Origin of the sequence: Bacillus carboniphilus, assembly GCF_039522365.1 — a bacterium.
GTDB classification, from domain to species: domain Bacteria; phylum Bacillota; class Bacilli; order Bacillales; family JC228; genus Bacillus_BF; species Bacillus_BF carboniphilus.
The window spans coordinates 67,565-81,328 of sequence record NZ_BAAADJ010000061.1; the positions used below are offsets into that span (position 1 = coordinate 67,565).

General features: G+C 38.9%; 14 protein-coding genes. 10 read left to right on the forward strand and 4 right to left on the reverse strand.

Annotation, left to right across the window (positions count from 1 at the left end):
• Position 1: 1 nt before the first annotated feature.
• The 3 genes from qoxC to qoxA are packed head-to-tail and all read right to left on the reverse strand — an operon-like array spanning position 2 to position 3,529.
• Entirely contained in the window at positions 2-598 is a 597-nt protein-coding gene (gene qoxC / locus ABDZ91_RS18535) for a cytochrome aa3 quinol oxidase subunit III (RefSeq protein WP_343802477.1), read from the reverse strand.
• Positions 598-2,544 (reverse strand): cytochrome aa3 quinol oxidase subunit I, encoded by a 1,947-nt coding sequence (gene qoxB / locus ABDZ91_RS18540; RefSeq protein WP_343802337.1) that lies wholly within the window; start codon positions 2,542-2,544, stop codon positions 598-600. The genes qoxC and qoxB overlap by 1 nt, the downstream gene beginning before the upstream one ends.
• 52 nt (positions 2,545-2,596) lie before the next feature.
• Positions 2,597-3,529 (reverse strand): cytochrome aa3 quinol oxidase subunit II, encoded by a 933-nt coding sequence (qoxA, locus tag ABDZ91_RS18545; protein WP_343802339.1) that lies wholly within the window; start codon positions 3,527-3,529, stop codon positions 2,597-2,599.
• A gap of 267 nt (positions 3,530-3,796) precedes the next feature.
• Between qoxA and ABDZ91_RS18550 the strand changes: the two genes are divergently transcribed.
• Complete coding sequence (locus tag ABDZ91_RS18550; RefSeq protein ID WP_343802342.1) at positions 3,797-4,222, forward strand: OsmC family protein; 426 nt, start codon at positions 3,797-3,799, stop codon at positions 4,220-4,222.
• Between the two features lie 33 nt (positions 4,223-4,255).
• Positions 4,256-4,972, forward strand: a complete 717-nt coding sequence (locus tag ABDZ91_RS18555; RefSeq protein ID WP_343802345.1) for a 5-formyltetrahydrofolate cyclo-ligase — start codon at positions 4,256-4,258, stop codon at positions 4,970-4,972.
• A 456-nt stretch (positions 4,973-5,428) separates the two neighbouring features.
• Here ABDZ91_RS18555 and ABDZ91_RS18560 read toward each other — a convergent pair whose 3' ends face one another.
• Positions 5,429-6,337, reverse strand: coding sequence for a hypothetical protein (locus tag ABDZ91_RS18560; protein WP_343802348.1), 909 nt, complete (start codon positions 6,335-6,337; stop codon positions 5,429-5,431).
• A gap of 401 nt (positions 6,338-6,738) precedes the next feature.
• Here ABDZ91_RS18560 and ABDZ91_RS18565 point away from each other — a divergent pair, with 401 nt between their 5' ends.
• The 8 genes from ABDZ91_RS18565 to ABDZ91_RS18600 all read left to right on the forward strand — a co-directional run bounded on the left by ABDZ91_RS18565 (position 6,739) and on the right by ABDZ91_RS18600 (position 13,763).
• Positions 6,739-6,957 carry a DUF1659 domain-containing protein gene (locus ABDZ91_RS18565; RefSeq protein ID WP_343802351.1) on the forward strand — a complete coding sequence of 73 codons (219 nt, stop codon included), beginning with the start codon at positions 6,739-6,741 and terminating at the stop codon, positions 6,955-6,957.
• A 42-nt stretch (positions 6,958-6,999) separates the two neighbouring features.
• Positions 7,000-7,221, forward strand: a complete 222-nt coding sequence (locus ABDZ91_RS18570) for a DUF2922 domain-containing protein (protein WP_343802354.1) — start codon at positions 7,000-7,002, stop codon at positions 7,219-7,221.
• 67 nt (positions 7,222-7,288) lie between these two features.
• Positions 7,289-7,426: a YvrJ family protein gene (locus ABDZ91_RS18575; RefSeq protein ID WP_343802357.1), complete on the forward strand. Its 138-nt coding sequence runs from the start codon at positions 7,289-7,291 to the stop codon at positions 7,424-7,426.
• Between the two features lie 159 nt (positions 7,427-7,585).
• Positions 7,586-8,734: an exonuclease SbcCD subunit D gene (locus tag ABDZ91_RS18580; protein WP_343802360.1), complete on the forward strand. Its 1,149-nt coding sequence runs from the start codon at positions 7,586-7,588 to the stop codon at positions 8,732-8,734.
• The gene (locus ABDZ91_RS18585; protein ID WP_343802363.1) at positions 8,731-11,880 is read left to right on the forward strand and encodes an AAA family ATPase; all 3,150 of its coding nucleotides are present in this window, start codon (positions 8,731-8,733) and stop codon (positions 11,878-11,880) included. Before ABDZ91_RS18580 ends, ABDZ91_RS18585 begins: the two co-directional genes overlap by 4 nt.
• Positions 11,881-11,992: 112 nt before the next feature.
• The gene (coaW, locus tag ABDZ91_RS18590) at positions 11,993-12,790 is read left to right on the forward strand and encodes a type II pantothenate kinase (RefSeq protein ID WP_343802366.1); all 798 of its coding nucleotides are present in this window, start codon (positions 11,993-11,995) and stop codon (positions 12,788-12,790) included.
• Positions 12,791-12,845: 55 nt separating this feature from the next.
• Positions 12,846-13,001 (forward strand): hypothetical protein, encoded by a 156-nt coding sequence (locus ABDZ91_RS18595; protein ID WP_343802369.1) that lies wholly within the window; start codon positions 12,846-12,848, stop codon positions 12,999-13,001.
• 117 nt (positions 13,002-13,118) lie between these two features.
• Complete coding sequence (locus ABDZ91_RS18600) at positions 13,119-13,763, forward strand: hypothetical protein (RefSeq protein WP_343802372.1); 645 nt, start codon at positions 13,119-13,121, stop codon at positions 13,761-13,763.
• Position 13,764 lies beyond the last annotated feature (1 nt).

The following is a 13,764-nucleotide window of genomic DNA, read 5'->3' on the forward strand; positions in this document are numbered from 1 at the left end:
ATTACATCATTCCTTTCAAGTAGATGAAGCTGAAGATGAAGATCCAGACAACATCTAAGAAATGCCAGTAAAGAGAGAAAATAAACGATTTATTGGCTGTTGCAGGGGTTAACCCGCGTTTTTTCACTTGTAAGACAATAAACAGTCCCCAGAACAAACCAAAGGTTACGTGTGCACCGTGTGTTCCTAATGTTGTGAGAAGGGCAGCTGTAAATCCACTAGTTTGTATTCCAGCTCCAACGTGCACATAATGCATGAATTCATAAATCTCTACACCAAGGAAGGCGAGCCCTAAAAGTAGGGTAATACTAAAGAATGTAAGCATTGCTTTCGTTCTGCCAATTCTCATGGCATGAATTCCAAGTCCAATCGTAAAACTACTTGTTAAAAGTAGTAATGTCTCAATTAAAACGGGAGTAATTTCGAATATCTCAGCACCAGATGGCCCAGAACCTGTACGACCTTCTAGTGTAAAATAAGATGCGAACAAAGTCGCAAATAACATAATCTCCGCTCCAAGGAAAATCCAGAAGCCCAAAATATTTAAACTGTTTTGTCCGGTGCTATATTCAAGAGGCTGAGTGTGATCGACTTTCATCATCTAGCACCTCCCAATTTTTCTTCCGTTTCTATTATTTCATCCACTGAAATGTGGTATCCATGGTCTTCTTCTACAGACCGGTGAGCCATACAAGCGAAGATCCCAATTGTTGATAGGATAGCTGGAATCCAAAGACTAAAGATCATGCTGAATCCCCACACGTAGAAAATGGCACTCATGATAAATGGAACACCACTTTTATTTGGCATGTGAATTTCTTGATACTTGCCTTTAAATAGTGATTCTTTATTCTTTTTAGCATCCCAGAAAGCTTCACTAGAATTTACTTCTGGAGCAATGGCGAAGTTATATTCTGGAACTGGGCTATGCGTTGCCCATTCAAGGGAACGTGCATTCCACGGATCACTTGAAATCTCTCTTGATGCATAACGAGTGCTGTAATAAATGTTGTATACAATGATTACAAATCCAACCGCTAACATTAAAGCACCGACAAATGAAAGCATATTCCAAATACCAAAGCCAGTTGCTTCAGAGTAAGTGTACATACGGCGTGCTTGCCCATCTAGTCCTGAAATGAACATTGGGAAGAAGGCAACAACGGTACCACTGGCAATAAACCAGAACGCCCATTTACCAATTCGCTCATTTAACATGAAGCCAAACATTTTTGGCCACCAATAGGTTAGACCGGCTAACATCGCAAATACAACGCCTGGAATAATCACTAAGTGGAAGTGAGCAACTAAGAACATCGTATTGTGATACTGGTAGTCAGCACTTGCCATCGCTAACATAACACCTGTAACCCCACCGATTGTAAAAATCGGAATAAAACCAAGGGAATAAAGCATTGGAACAGTGAATTCGATTTTTCCTTTCCAAAGCGTAAACAACCAGTTGAAAATTTTAATTCCCGTTGGCACAGCGATCGCCATCGTAGTAATGGAGAAAATACTATTTGTTAGTGCCCCATGCCCCATGGTAAAGAAGTGGTGAGCCCAAACTAAGAAAGAGAGAAGGGAGATAATCACCATTGAACCAACCATGGATTTATATCCGTATAAATTCCTACGTGCAAATGTTGAAATCACTTCACTATAGATCCCAAAGGCAGGGAGGATTAAGATGTACACTTCAGGATGTCCCCAAACCCAAAATAGGTTCGCCCAAAGCATATCCATTCCGCCATTATTGGTTGTAAAGAAGTGCGTCCCAAATAGTCGATCCATTGTTCCCATTGCAAGAGCAACAGTTAGAACAGGGAAGGCAAACACGATGATTACGTTTGTAATCAACGATGACCAAGTAAACATTGGCATCTTCATTAACGTCATACCTGGTGCTCTCATTTTTAAAATCGTCGTGATAAAGTTAATCCCAGTCATTAACGTTCCAAGACCTGCAATTTGAATCGCAATCATATAGTAGTTCGTACCGACAGAAGGACTAAACTCATTACCGGCTAGTGGGAAGTAAGACGTCCATCCTGCATCAGGTGAACCCCCTACGACAAAGGAAATATTAAATAACATCGCACCCATAAAGAATAACCAGAAGCTTAGGGCGTTTAGTCGTGGGAAAGCGACATCGCGAGCCCCAATCTGGAGTGGAACTACAAAGTTCATGAGAGCCATGATAAAAGGCATCGCCATGAAGATAATCATAACCACTCCGTGCGTAGTAAAAATCTCATTGTAATGTTGTGCATCTAGTAATGTATTTTCAGGTACAGCAAGTTGAGCACGCATCATGATCGCGTCAACTCCACCGCGGAATAGCATGAGTAATGCTGAAATTAAATACATGATACCAATCCGCTTATGGTCAACGGTGGTTAGCCATTCTCGCCACAGGTATCCCCATTTCTTGAAATAGGTTAGTCCAGCAAAAATCGCAATGACCGTAATACCAATGGCAACCATTGACGCATAAATCGCTACACTAGGATGTGGTATGGCAAAACGTTCCAAGAACTCCATACATATGACTCCTTTCAGGATATAAAAATCAAACTAGGAAACTCTTAAACTCTTAACGTTCATGATCAGACTCTTTTGAATGACTGTCATCCTTTTCATTAGAATGATCTGTTTGTTCATGTTGCTTTTCATTGCTAGTTCCATGATTATGACCAGCGTGTTCACCTTCAGGAGGTGGTAAAAAGTCTAAGTGGGTATTCGAGAACGTTAACTGTCCAAGATGTCCGGGCTCTAAAAGCTCTGTAAATCGATCCTCGGTTAATGGTTTTGCCGTATCTTTCACTTCTTCGACCCATTCTTCATATTCAGCATTGGGCATTGCTTTTACATTAAATGTATTTTCGGCAAAGCCTTTACCACTAAAGTTGGCATTACGTCCTGAGAATTCACCAGGGACCTCCGCAACAATATTTATTTTCGTAACCATATCAGCCATCGCATATTTTTGACCTGCTAGCTGTGGTACCCAAAAGCTTGTAATAGGTCCATAAGAGTACAGTCTAAATTCGACTGGGCGATGGGTTGGAATAAATACATAGTTTACCGTTTCAATGTCTTCTTCTGGGTAGCTAAAATGCCATTTCCAGTTAGAAGATGACGCGTAAATGACTAATGGCTCTTGATCTTCATATCCTTTAGGGACCGATTCGACTTCGTACGTGCTTTTCACCGATACAATGGAAAGGAAGATGATAATCAAGACAGGAATACCAACAATGATTGATTCCACAATTACATTTCCTTCGATGTGAGGTGGTTCGTAGTCGTTACTTTGTTTGGAAGCTCGATATTTTACGAGCATGTATATCAAAATAGCAAATACAACAAAAACAATAATGGACATTGTCCAAATCGAAAGCATAATAACATCAGCAGTTGTTTCGGCTTGAGGTCCTTTCGGGTCCAGGACCAATAATGGTTCACAACCTGATAAAACAGTGACAATAGAAACAAGTAATAACAAAAATGGCCACTTGAATCTCATACAGGTACCCCTTTCTTCATGATCGAAATGATCCTATGTGATGTTTTTCACATTTTGTAACTATATCTTAAAATCTTATATTCTTTTTCTCAACAATTTGTGAAGGAGTTCACAAAACGTTCACCGATTTTGTGTGATTTATGTCACAGAACTTTCACTACTCTTTACCCGAATAGGGCAACGTTAAGTTAAAAATTTGACTTTTTATTTGAAGAAATAAATGGAAGGAAAAGAGATACACTAACAGAGAAAGGAGCATGATAAACAATGGAATTTACAATCAATTGGAAAGGGAAAATGGCCTTTGGGAGCGAAACACCATCGGGACATACAATCTTGATGGATGCATCAGAAGAGGTAGGGGGAGAAAATCAAGGTGCGAGGCCGACAGAGCTACTATTAAATGCAGTCGCTGGATGTACTGGGATTGATATCATTTCGATTTTACATAAAATGCGATTAGAACCAACCGCATTTCAAATGGATGTAAAAGGAGTACGAGCAGATGACCATCCGAAAAAATTCACAGACATTCATATTCATTACGCTCTAGACGGTGATTTACCAGAGGAGAAAGTCGTTCGTGCTATTGAGCTATCAAAAGATAAATACTGTTCCGTTTCACATTCATTAAGCTCTAACATTACTGTAAGCTACTCTATCAATGGTAAAGAAGGGGAAAAGTCTCTATAATAACTTGTATATTATGAAGTAAAGGAAGAGCCTATGGAGACTAAACAAGACATTCGAGAGCGGATATGGACGTACTTAGAGGAGAATAAGCTTGGTCGATTCCCATTTCCACTAAAGGGGAGAATCCCCAATTTTAAAGGAGCGGAAAAAGCAGCCCACTTTGTAACGACAATCCCTGGCTATAAAGATGCTAAAGTGATCAAAGTAAATCCCGACTCTCCACAGTTGCCGATTCGTGCACAAGCTTTACGTGATGGCAAAACAATTCTTGTCCCAACACCTCGGTTAAAAGCGGGATTTATTATGGTAAAACCTGAGTGGGTTCCAGCAGGGGGAGAGAGAAGAGCAGCAAGCTTATCTCATATTAAGTCGTACGGAAAGGAAATTCCTCTTACGGATATTCCACCCATTGATTTATTTTTTGTAGGTTCCGTTGCTCTTCAGCAAGACGGACGAAGAGTAGGAAAGGGAGAAGGGTATGCTGACAGAGAGTATGCGATTCTTCGAGAATTAGGAAATCCAGCTATCCCGGTTATTGGTACTGTACATAGTGGACAATTAACCGATGTAGATGTCCCGCGGGATCCTTTTGACTTAACGGTTGATTGGATTGCGACAGAGAGTGAACTCATCGAAACGAAAACACCCTATCCAAAGCCAGAGGGAATTCAATGGGAGCTTGTAACAGAGGAAGAAATGAATGAAATGCCGGTTTTAAAGGAGATTTGGGATATAAAGAGATCGCATTGAATAAAGCTAGCACAGTATTTTGAGTGCTAGTTTTTTCATTGTTGGGGAGGGGGGGACTTCCGCACTCAAATTCAAACTTTCGCACTCAAAACGGTATTGTCCGCACATAATTATACGATTTTCGCACTCAAATTAAGATTTGCACTCAAATTGTAAAAATTCGCACTTAAATATCATTTTTCGCACTTAAAAGTTGATTTTCGCACTCAAATCCAATTTTTCGCACACACCACCTAACCAGTCTACCATTTGCCTATGATATTCATTGACACAGAGTAGAATTAGGACAAAAAAGTTACTTACAGCCTTTTTAAGGAAGCTGCCTTCATTTAATTTATACAAAGACCTAGTAAAAATCGAGAAATATTAAAAAATTCCAGCCAAAAAGCATGGGAAATCCAAAATATATACTTTCCAACAACTATAAAAGGCAGCTCACTATAGCTGCCTTTCATTTTAATCGTTATTATACTTATCAAGATGATCCACTCTAACATTCGCTGTACTAGCTGAAGAAACACCTACATGATTTTTATATTCATCATTATAGAAAACATGAACGTCTACCATTCCAGATGGCTCTTTAGTGCCTCCGTTATACTTCATGATGTCTTCTCCGTCCATTTGGATCGTTTCAACAAAAGTCAACTTTCCAAATGCATCATTGGAGTAGTTTAACTCGTAATAGTTCAAATACTCATCTTGAGACATGTGAAGAGGCTCTTCAGATGCTAAAACCTTCTTCCAATCATCTAACTTCCAACCATCCTCAGTTAAAACGACTGTGTAATACATGGTATACGCACCATGCCCCAGCAAATTAACAGGTTCAAAGTTTTTCACGATAAATTCATCATTCGATTTCTCAACTACTGAATATTGAAAGTCAAAAACATGACTAGGTAAGAAATCTGCATCACAGCTACAGTAATACTCTTCAAGAATACCTTTTAAAATAGAGTCTGCGAATTTCTCCGTGCTAAATGGTAATAAATGTGGGCGGGCTACTTCATAATCTGGTTTACTATAGTCATCCCAAAAATCATGTACAGACCATTTATTTTCTTCCCCTAGTTGTTTAAAGGTCTCCCCAATCTGTAGAATTAAGTCTTGAGTGATCGTGAGCGCTTCCCCATCTTCAAGTGTAACTTCCGGTTCAAGTGGTAACCCATCTGATATTGTTTCTCCATCATCATTTGTTTCATCGGGTTCTTCTTCAGGTGGTGTAGATCCTTCATCAGATGGTGATTTTTCTAAATCATCCACTATATCAGGTACTTCGACCGCATCCGTTTTATTCATAAAATAAAAACCACTGCCTATCAAAATGACGATAATAGGAATAATCCAAGCGATTTTCTTCATTAAAATGCCCCCTTGTTTGCACCCTTACTTTCTGTTCCTCTTAATTAGACGAAAAGGAGCGAGTTCTGTTGCATTTTTCCGGATAATTCCAACATAAATTCTAGAAAAATATTTATCTTGTCCAAACACATGTTAATCATTTGAATAAGGTATAGTGGAGGGCTAAACTCATGAGTTTGTAGGCGGATTTACATCTAGTTGTAAACAATTATTATGTAGGCGTCTTTTTGGTGTATGAAAAAAATCCTTCGAACTGAGAACCGCGAGCCCTCTAATGCTTACATTCCCCTACAACTCTAAGGCCAGCATTTTGCCGTGCTGGTCTTTTTTCTTTTTTCATAAAATACCCTGTCCTTTTCCGCCTTTCACCTGTACTTAATAGGTGAAGGGAGGTGAGACAGATGGCAACAAGGAGTTTTATGGTTTCACGTATTCGTTTAACATTTAACCACGGGTTAGATCAAGAGGGGAAGCCAATTTTAAAAGCAAAATCGTACAGCAATGTTAAAGAAGTTACAACGCCTGAGCAAATTTTAGCTGTATCACAAGCTATTGAGAGCCTATGTTCCTACGAATTGCACTCAATTCAGCAAAATGATACGGCTGAGATTACTGGTTAATGAGTAGTCTCGATATCCCACTAAGGAAAGGAGGTATAGGTTATGGCAAAGACACTTGAACTAGAATTCGAAACAGCTTCTGGAAAGGTAAGTAAGCTTTCCATTAACGATCCGGTTGAACCTGTAGACCCAGTTGCTGTTGAACAAGTCATGAACACTATCATTCAAGAGAATGTGTTCGAAACGAGTAATGGCGATTTCGTAGCTGCTCTCGGGGCTAGACTTGTCGAGCGAAATGTTACTGACTACGACTTTGAAGCGTAATAATCACTAGGGGCTGTTTTATTGAAACAGTCCCTTTTCTAATACCTAAGAATGGAGGTGAGAAAAAATGGAACAGTGGATTTCTTTTGTAGGTGAAATTGGATTTCCAATCGTGGTCACTCTATTTTTACTGCATCGAATCGAAAGTAAACTAGATACATTGATTCAATCCATTCAAAGCCTTCCAGAGAAGCTCCATTCATAGCAAAGTGTGAAATCCTCTCGACTATTGGGAGGATTTCACTTTTTATAGGCGTTTCTTGGGGTGTTATAATGAAGAGAAAAAAATAGAAATTCATGCAGGAAAATAGATAGATTGTGACGAAAAAATAGATATAAAGAACAAATGTTCGGAGGGGTTCAAATGAAATTTATCCATACCGCAGATTGGCACTTAGGTAAACTTGTGCACGGGTTATATATGACAGAAGACCAAGCCTATATGTTGGAACAATTTATTCAATTGGTAGAAGAGGAAAAACCAGATGCTGTTGTTATTGCTGGTGACCTCTATGATCGGTCCGTACCACCTACACACGCAGTTAACCTACTTAATGATATCCTTTTCAAATTAAACGTAGAAATGAAGGTCCCCGTTGTTGCCATTTCAGGAAACCACGATAGTGCAGAGAGACTGTCATTTGGTTCATCTTGGTATCAGCATCATCAATTTTATTTACAAGGAAAGCTCGAGGATTCTTTCAAGCCGGTTACAGTTGGGGATTTGAACTTTTTCCTCGTCCCTTATGCTGAACCAGCGACGGTAAAAGAACTGTTAGAGGATCCCTCTATTACGAATCATGATGAAGCGATGAAAGCAATTATGGGGAAATTAGAAGCTTACATAAATCCTGATGAACCTAATATTTTTGTAGGACATGCTTTTGTTATTGGTGGTCAAACAAGTGACTCAGAAAGAACGTTGTCAGTAGGAGGGGCAGAATGTGTATCTTCCCATTTATTTGCGCCATTTACCTATACAGCCTTAGGGCATTTGCATAATCCTCATGCCTTATCTCATCCCACTGTTCACTATTCTGGATCTCTATTAAAATACTCATTTTCAGAAGCTACTCACAAAAAATCAGTTTCGATTGTAGAAATTGATGAAAAAGGTGTGGCTACTAGAACAGAAAAGTTTTTAAAACCGAGAAGAGATATGAGAGAAGTTGAAGGGTACTTAGATGAATTGTTAGACCCAAGCTTTTATAAAAAACAAGAAACAGACGACTATTTAAAAGTGAGTCTCTTAGATGAAGGGGCACTTCATGAACCGATTCAAAAATTGCGACACGTCTATCCAAATGTCCTCCATTTGGAACGGAAAGTGGATTGGATGGACGCTAAGAAAAAGCAAGTCTATCAGACCGTGCAGCAAAACAAAATGTCTGAAGTAGAGTTATTTGAGATTTTCTATCAAGAGATGACAACAGCGACATTTTCTGATGAAAAGAAAAAGTGGCTAGAAGAAATTGTGGATGAAGTGAAGAAGAAGGAGAGTGTGACCCTATGAGACCTCTAATTCTAACGATGCAAGCATTCGGTCCATATGCTGGCCAAGAAATCATCGATTTTAATGTTCTTCAAGATAAACGTATGTTTTTAATTTCTGGTAAAACCGGAGCAGGTAAGACTACCATTTTTGACGGAATCAGTTTTGCATTGTACGGAAAAGCAAGCGGGGAAGACCGCAATGGCCCAGAACTACGTAGTCATTTTGCAGATGATGATTGTCAAACGGAAGTGTCCTTAACATTTCTACTACGTCAAAAGAAATACTTTATTTTACGTTCCCCTCAACAGGAAAAGAAGAAAGCTCGTGGGGATGGATTTACTACAGTAGGTGCAAAAGCTGAACTGTATGAAATCAAAGAAGATGGCAGTCAGACTCTACTCGCCTCAAACGTTCGTGATGTAGATGAAAAAATAAAAGAAATCATCCAGATGGATTTTCACCAATTTAAACAAATTCTCATGATTCCACAGGGGGAATTTAGAAAACTACTAACTTCAGATAGTAAAGATAAAGAAGTGATTATGCAAAGGCTCTTCCACACTGAAGTTTTTAAAAGAATCGAAGAAAGATTGAAGGAAAAAGCGCAAGAGTGGAAGCAGAAAATCCAAGCTTCACTAACAGAGCGGAATCAGTGGCTACACGACATCAACGTAGTCATGCTTGAAGAATTGAAGGATGAACTTCAACATAATGAACTACATTATGAGCGAGTTTATGACCTGCTAGATAAAGAAATAAATCTTATGGGTGAGAAACTGGAAGAACAAAAAAAAGAAGTAGTCAAAAAACAAACTGAACGGGACCGACTACGTGACGAGCTTTTAAAGGCAGAACAAATTGTTAAGCACTTCGAAAACAAAGCCCTTCTTGAAAAGCAAAAGCAACAGCTAGAGAATAAGAAAGAACAGATAAAGACCCTGGAAAGCTCCATTGAAAACGCACGGAAAGCGGAAAGGCTGTTTAAACAAGAACAAGTCTGTCATCGACTAAAAAAAGAACTTGATCAAGTCAAAGGTGCTAAGGACGCACAAAACAAGCTTAAAGAAGAAGCTTCGCAAAAAATGAGAGACTTAGTGATCCGTCTTGAAGTATTAAAAGAAATAGAACCTCATAGAAAAAAATTAGCGAGTGAACTACTACAGCTTGAAGCTTTGAAAAAGGATATGGAATCCTTACATAGTGTTCAAGAAAAAGCAACGTCGTTAGAAAAGCAAAAAAAGAGTTTATTATCCGACAAGAAAAATCTTGAAGATCTCTTGTTAAAGGAAAAAGAAAAATGGGCAGCTGACCAAAGGCTTGAAAAGGAATTACACGAAAAGCAACTTTCCGTTATAGAGCTGAAGGATGAATTGAAAATAGCTGAGGAAACACTTAAAAAGCTTGAACAAGTGCAAAAGCACCAGGTCAACATACAAACAGTAAAATCAACTGCCTTACAGAAAAAAGTTGAAGTCACACAGCTTGAAACCCAATATAAGAACGAGGGTAAACAAATCGAAGAAATCGAACAGCAGTGGCAAAATGAACAAGCTCGCATTCTAGCACATTCCTTACATGATGGTGCAGCATGTCCTGTTTGTGGTTCAACGGAACACCCACAGAAAGCGGATATGCACGAGGCGTTTACTTTTAATCCTGATACATTAAAAGAGTTAAAAGAATCTAGAAAACAAACGGAAAGTAAACTACTGGTAGCTCAAAGCGAGCATTCCCAACTTACAAATAAATGGGAGCATGAGCAAGAATTAGCAAACGAACTTATTAAGGAACTCTTGGTTTATAACAAGGAGTTTTCAGACGAAAAACTTGAACATTATCTAGATGACTCAAGAGGGAAGTTTCAAATTTTACAAGGTAAACTCAAAGAGTATGATGCCATTAAAACTGAAATAGCATCGATTCAAGCTCGTATTGTAAAATCACAAGAAAATGTGGAGAACTTGGAAGCAAAGCAAAAGCAATTGGCTGAAAAAGAAACAGAGGTTTCTGGTCGTTTGATTGAAGCTAAAACTCAGCTTCAATATATCCAGCAATCGATCCCTGAAGATATTAAAACGTTCGATGAGTTTAAAATAAAACTCCAATCTCTTAAAGAAGAGCTACAACGAATGGAACAAGAGCTGGAGCAAACACAAAAGGGCTATCAAGATATTAAAGATATTTATAGCACGACCGTTGGGAAATTAGAGAGCTTAGAGCAGCAAATAGCTGATATAGATAAAAAGTTAGAAGTTGAACGGAACCAATTTGTCCAGCAATTGAAGGATGAAGGCTTTGAGAATTATGCACACTATGAACAATCAAAGCTCACCGATGATAAATTAAATGAAAACGAAAAACTGGTACGCTCTTATTGGGAAGAGTTACGCTCTGTAACGGATCGTCTCAAGGATTTAGCTGATTTATTACTAAATGTAGAGGTACCAAATATAGACCAGCTTAAGTCCAAGTGGAATGAACAAGAGAACAGATTGAAAGAAGCACAAGAACAAGTGAATACATTAACCTATCAATTACAGAGAAACGTGTCAGTAATGGAAAAAGTCACAGATCTATCTGAACACATTCGTGAAAGTGAAAACCAATATAAAATTGTTGGTGAACTCGCTGATATTTCTAAAGGTCAAAATACGTACAGACTTTCATTCGAACGATTTGTGTTGGCTGCTTTCCTGGATGACATTTTAAAAGTGGCTAATGGACGATTAAAAAATATGACGAGCGGTCGTTATGTGTTAATCCGTAAATCGGATCGTTCAAAAGGAAATGTACAAAGTGGTCTAGAACTTCTCGTCTACGATCAATACACTGGTCAGGAAAGGCATGTTAAAACCCTATCAGGGGGAGAAAGCTTCAAAGCTTCATTGGCCTTAGCACTAGGACTTGCGGATGTCGTGCAACAATATGCAGGTGGTGTATCACTCGAAACCTTATTTATCGATGAAGGCTTTGGAACACTCGACCCAGAGTCCCTTGACCAAGCCATTGAAACACTTTTCGAACTGCAAGGCAACGGTCGACTCGTTGGAATCATTTCGCACGTACCAGAGTTAAAAGAACGAATTGATGCAAGGCTAGATATTATTTCATCGCAGACAGGTAGCACAACGAGATTTAATATTGATGCGGTAGTGCGGGGGTAGAAAAGTTAAGTGGGTTGCTGGATTGTTCGCACGCGAATAAATCACGGCTAAATGCGATTATTTAAAACAAAAACTGGCACCCAGCTTCACCGTCAAATAAGGGGGCGATGAGATGAAAAGTATTGGAATTGATGCAGGAGGGAGTTTACTTAAACTCGCTTATTTAGAAAACAACCGGTATCACTATAAACAGTTCCCCATTCAAGATCTAGATCAAGCCGTTTCTTGGGTTCAGCTCACGGCACCTCAAGCAACCTTTAAAGTAACAGGGGGGAAGGCTTCAATCGTACAACAAAAACTGACTGGAGCAGATGTTAAAATTGTTCCCGAGTTTGATGCGGTTTGCTTAGGGACAAAAGAAATGATCATTCATGAAAAGCATTATTTCCATGATTTTATGATTGTTAGCATGGGGACAGGGACCTCGTTTTATTTAATGAAAGAGAACCAATATGAGCGGCTTTTTGGATCTGGAATTGGAGGAGGCACTCTTTTAGGTTTAGGTCAACTATTGCTTGCCACTCGTGATTTTCAACAAATTGTAGAACTAGCCAAAAAGGGTGAGCGGAACAGCGTGGACCTATTGGTAAAAGACTTATACGAAGGGGAAGAACCTCCCATCCCAGGTCATTTAACGGCAGCTAATTTCGGAAAACCGGATCTATCCCAAAGCCCGGTAGAGGATGTGGCCGCAGCCCTATTTCAAATGATAGGTGAAACAATGGTGTTACTTGGAAAGCAATTTGCAGCACCCCACCAAGTCCAAAAATTTGTTTATGTAGGGGGTACGATTTCACACAACCCTCCTTTACAAAAAGTTATCAATAGTTTTGATTCTATGCTTCAACATGAATCCATCTTTTTACAAAATGGTACGTTTGCAGGGGCTGTTGGAGCCCTTGTGTACTAGTAATGGATAAACCTCCTACGCAAGGGAAAAATACCCTTGAAAGGAGTGATACTTGATGAAGAAAAGAGAAGTAAAGTATGATGAACCAACCATTGCTGAAGGTATGAATACAGAGGATCAACTTCAACAAGATGCATCACAGGAAGAAATTGAAAAGGGTGATTACACCGAAGTTACAACTCTTTCATTAGATGAGAATGATCCTAGTTAAAAAAGAGCAGCAATCCTTCAAGTGATTGCTGCTCTTTTTTCTATCTAACAATCAAATATCCCCTAAGAATCTCTTTTACATATGTTAATATATGGATAGATAGTAGGGGGGATCTCTATGATAAAGAAAATAATAATAGCTACTTTTTTACTTACATTCGGTTTTCATTATTCCAATGGTTCGGTTTCTGCCTGTGAATTAGCGCCTAAAACCATGAGCTACTTTTATCATGCACCTCAAGAAGTGGAAAAATTAAAAGATGTTAAAGGCGTGCTTTATGGAAAAGTTCTTAGAACAAAGAATGGTGGGAGAAAAGCTACTTTCGAAGTCTTTCAAGGGATTGGTGATTTTGTTTTGCCCTCCACTATCATAGAACTACCAACAACGATTGCTAATATTCCTCGACCACATCCAAAGAATGGAGTCGGGTATACAAGCTGTGATGGGGTTGATTTTTCTGATACCTTTGATGCTGGTCAAGAGTATCTAGTATTCTTCTCGCATGCATTCCCAATGAGTTTATTAGAAGCAGATGGATATACCAGCATTGAAGTAGTCGATGGGCACACTTATATTACTCCTGAAACAACCATCCATGTTGAGGAAGTTTTTGCTCATTATGAGGATACATTAGGTAAACAAAGTAAAAACAGCGAGCAGATAGTTACCGCTAGTAATTGGAGGATGTATTCATTTTTACTTTATTTAATTGGAGCTGCTAGCATCCTACTAATCTATAAATACCTTTTTAGAAGAAGGTGAT

Excerpts from the sequence above, each read along its gene's own strand:
- ABDZ91_RS18550 (WP_343802342.1), top strand. The coding sequence starts at position 3,797 with ATGGAATTTACAATCAATTGGAAAGGGAAAATGGCCTTTGGGAGCGAA.
- ABDZ91_RS18600 (WP_343802372.1), top strand. The coding sequence starts at position 13,119 with ATGATAAAGAAAATAATAATAGCTACTTTTTTACTTACATTCGGTTTT.
- qoxA (WP_343802339.1), bottom strand. The coding sequence starts at position 3,529 with ATGAGATTCAAGTGGCCATTTTTGTTATTACTTGTTTCTATTGTCACT.
- ABDZ91_RS18585 (WP_343802363.1), top strand. The coding sequence starts at position 8,731 with ATGAGACCTCTAATTCTAACGATGCAAGCATTCGGTCCATATGCTGGC.
- coaW (WP_343802366.1), top strand. The coding sequence starts at position 11,993 with ATGAAAAGTATTGGAATTGATGCAGGAGGGAGTTTACTTAAACTCGCT.
- ABDZ91_RS18560 (WP_343802348.1), bottom strand. The coding sequence starts at position 6,337 with ATGAAGAAAATCGCTTGGATTATTCCTATTATCGTCATTTTGATAGGC.
- ABDZ91_RS18575 (WP_343802357.1), top strand. The coding sequence starts at position 7,289 with ATGGAACAGTGGATTTCTTTTGTAGGTGAAATTGGATTTCCAATCGTG.
- qoxC (WP_343802477.1), bottom strand. The coding sequence starts at position 598 with ATGAAAGTCGATCACACTCAGCCTCTTGAATATAGCACCGGACAAAAC.
- ABDZ91_RS18565 (WP_343802351.1), top strand. The coding sequence starts at position 6,739 with ATGGCAACAAGGAGTTTTATGGTTTCACGTATTCGTTTAACATTTAAC.
- qoxB (WP_343802337.1), bottom strand. The coding sequence starts at position 2,544 with ATGGAGTTCTTGGAACGTTTTGCCATACCACATCCTAGTGTAGCGATT.
- ABDZ91_RS18555 (WP_343802345.1), top strand. The coding sequence starts at position 4,256 with ATGGAGACTAAACAAGACATTCGAGAGCGGATATGGACGTACTTAGAG.
- ABDZ91_RS18570 (WP_343802354.1), top strand. The coding sequence starts at position 7,000 with ATGGCAAAGACACTTGAACTAGAATTCGAAACAGCTTCTGGAAAGGTA.
- ABDZ91_RS18580 (WP_343802360.1), top strand. The coding sequence starts at position 7,586 with ATGAAATTTATCCATACCGCAGATTGGCACTTAGGTAAACTTGTGCAC.
- ABDZ91_RS18595 (WP_343802369.1), top strand. The coding sequence starts at position 12,846 with ATGAAGAAAAGAGAAGTAAAGTATGATGAACCAACCATTGCTGAAGGT.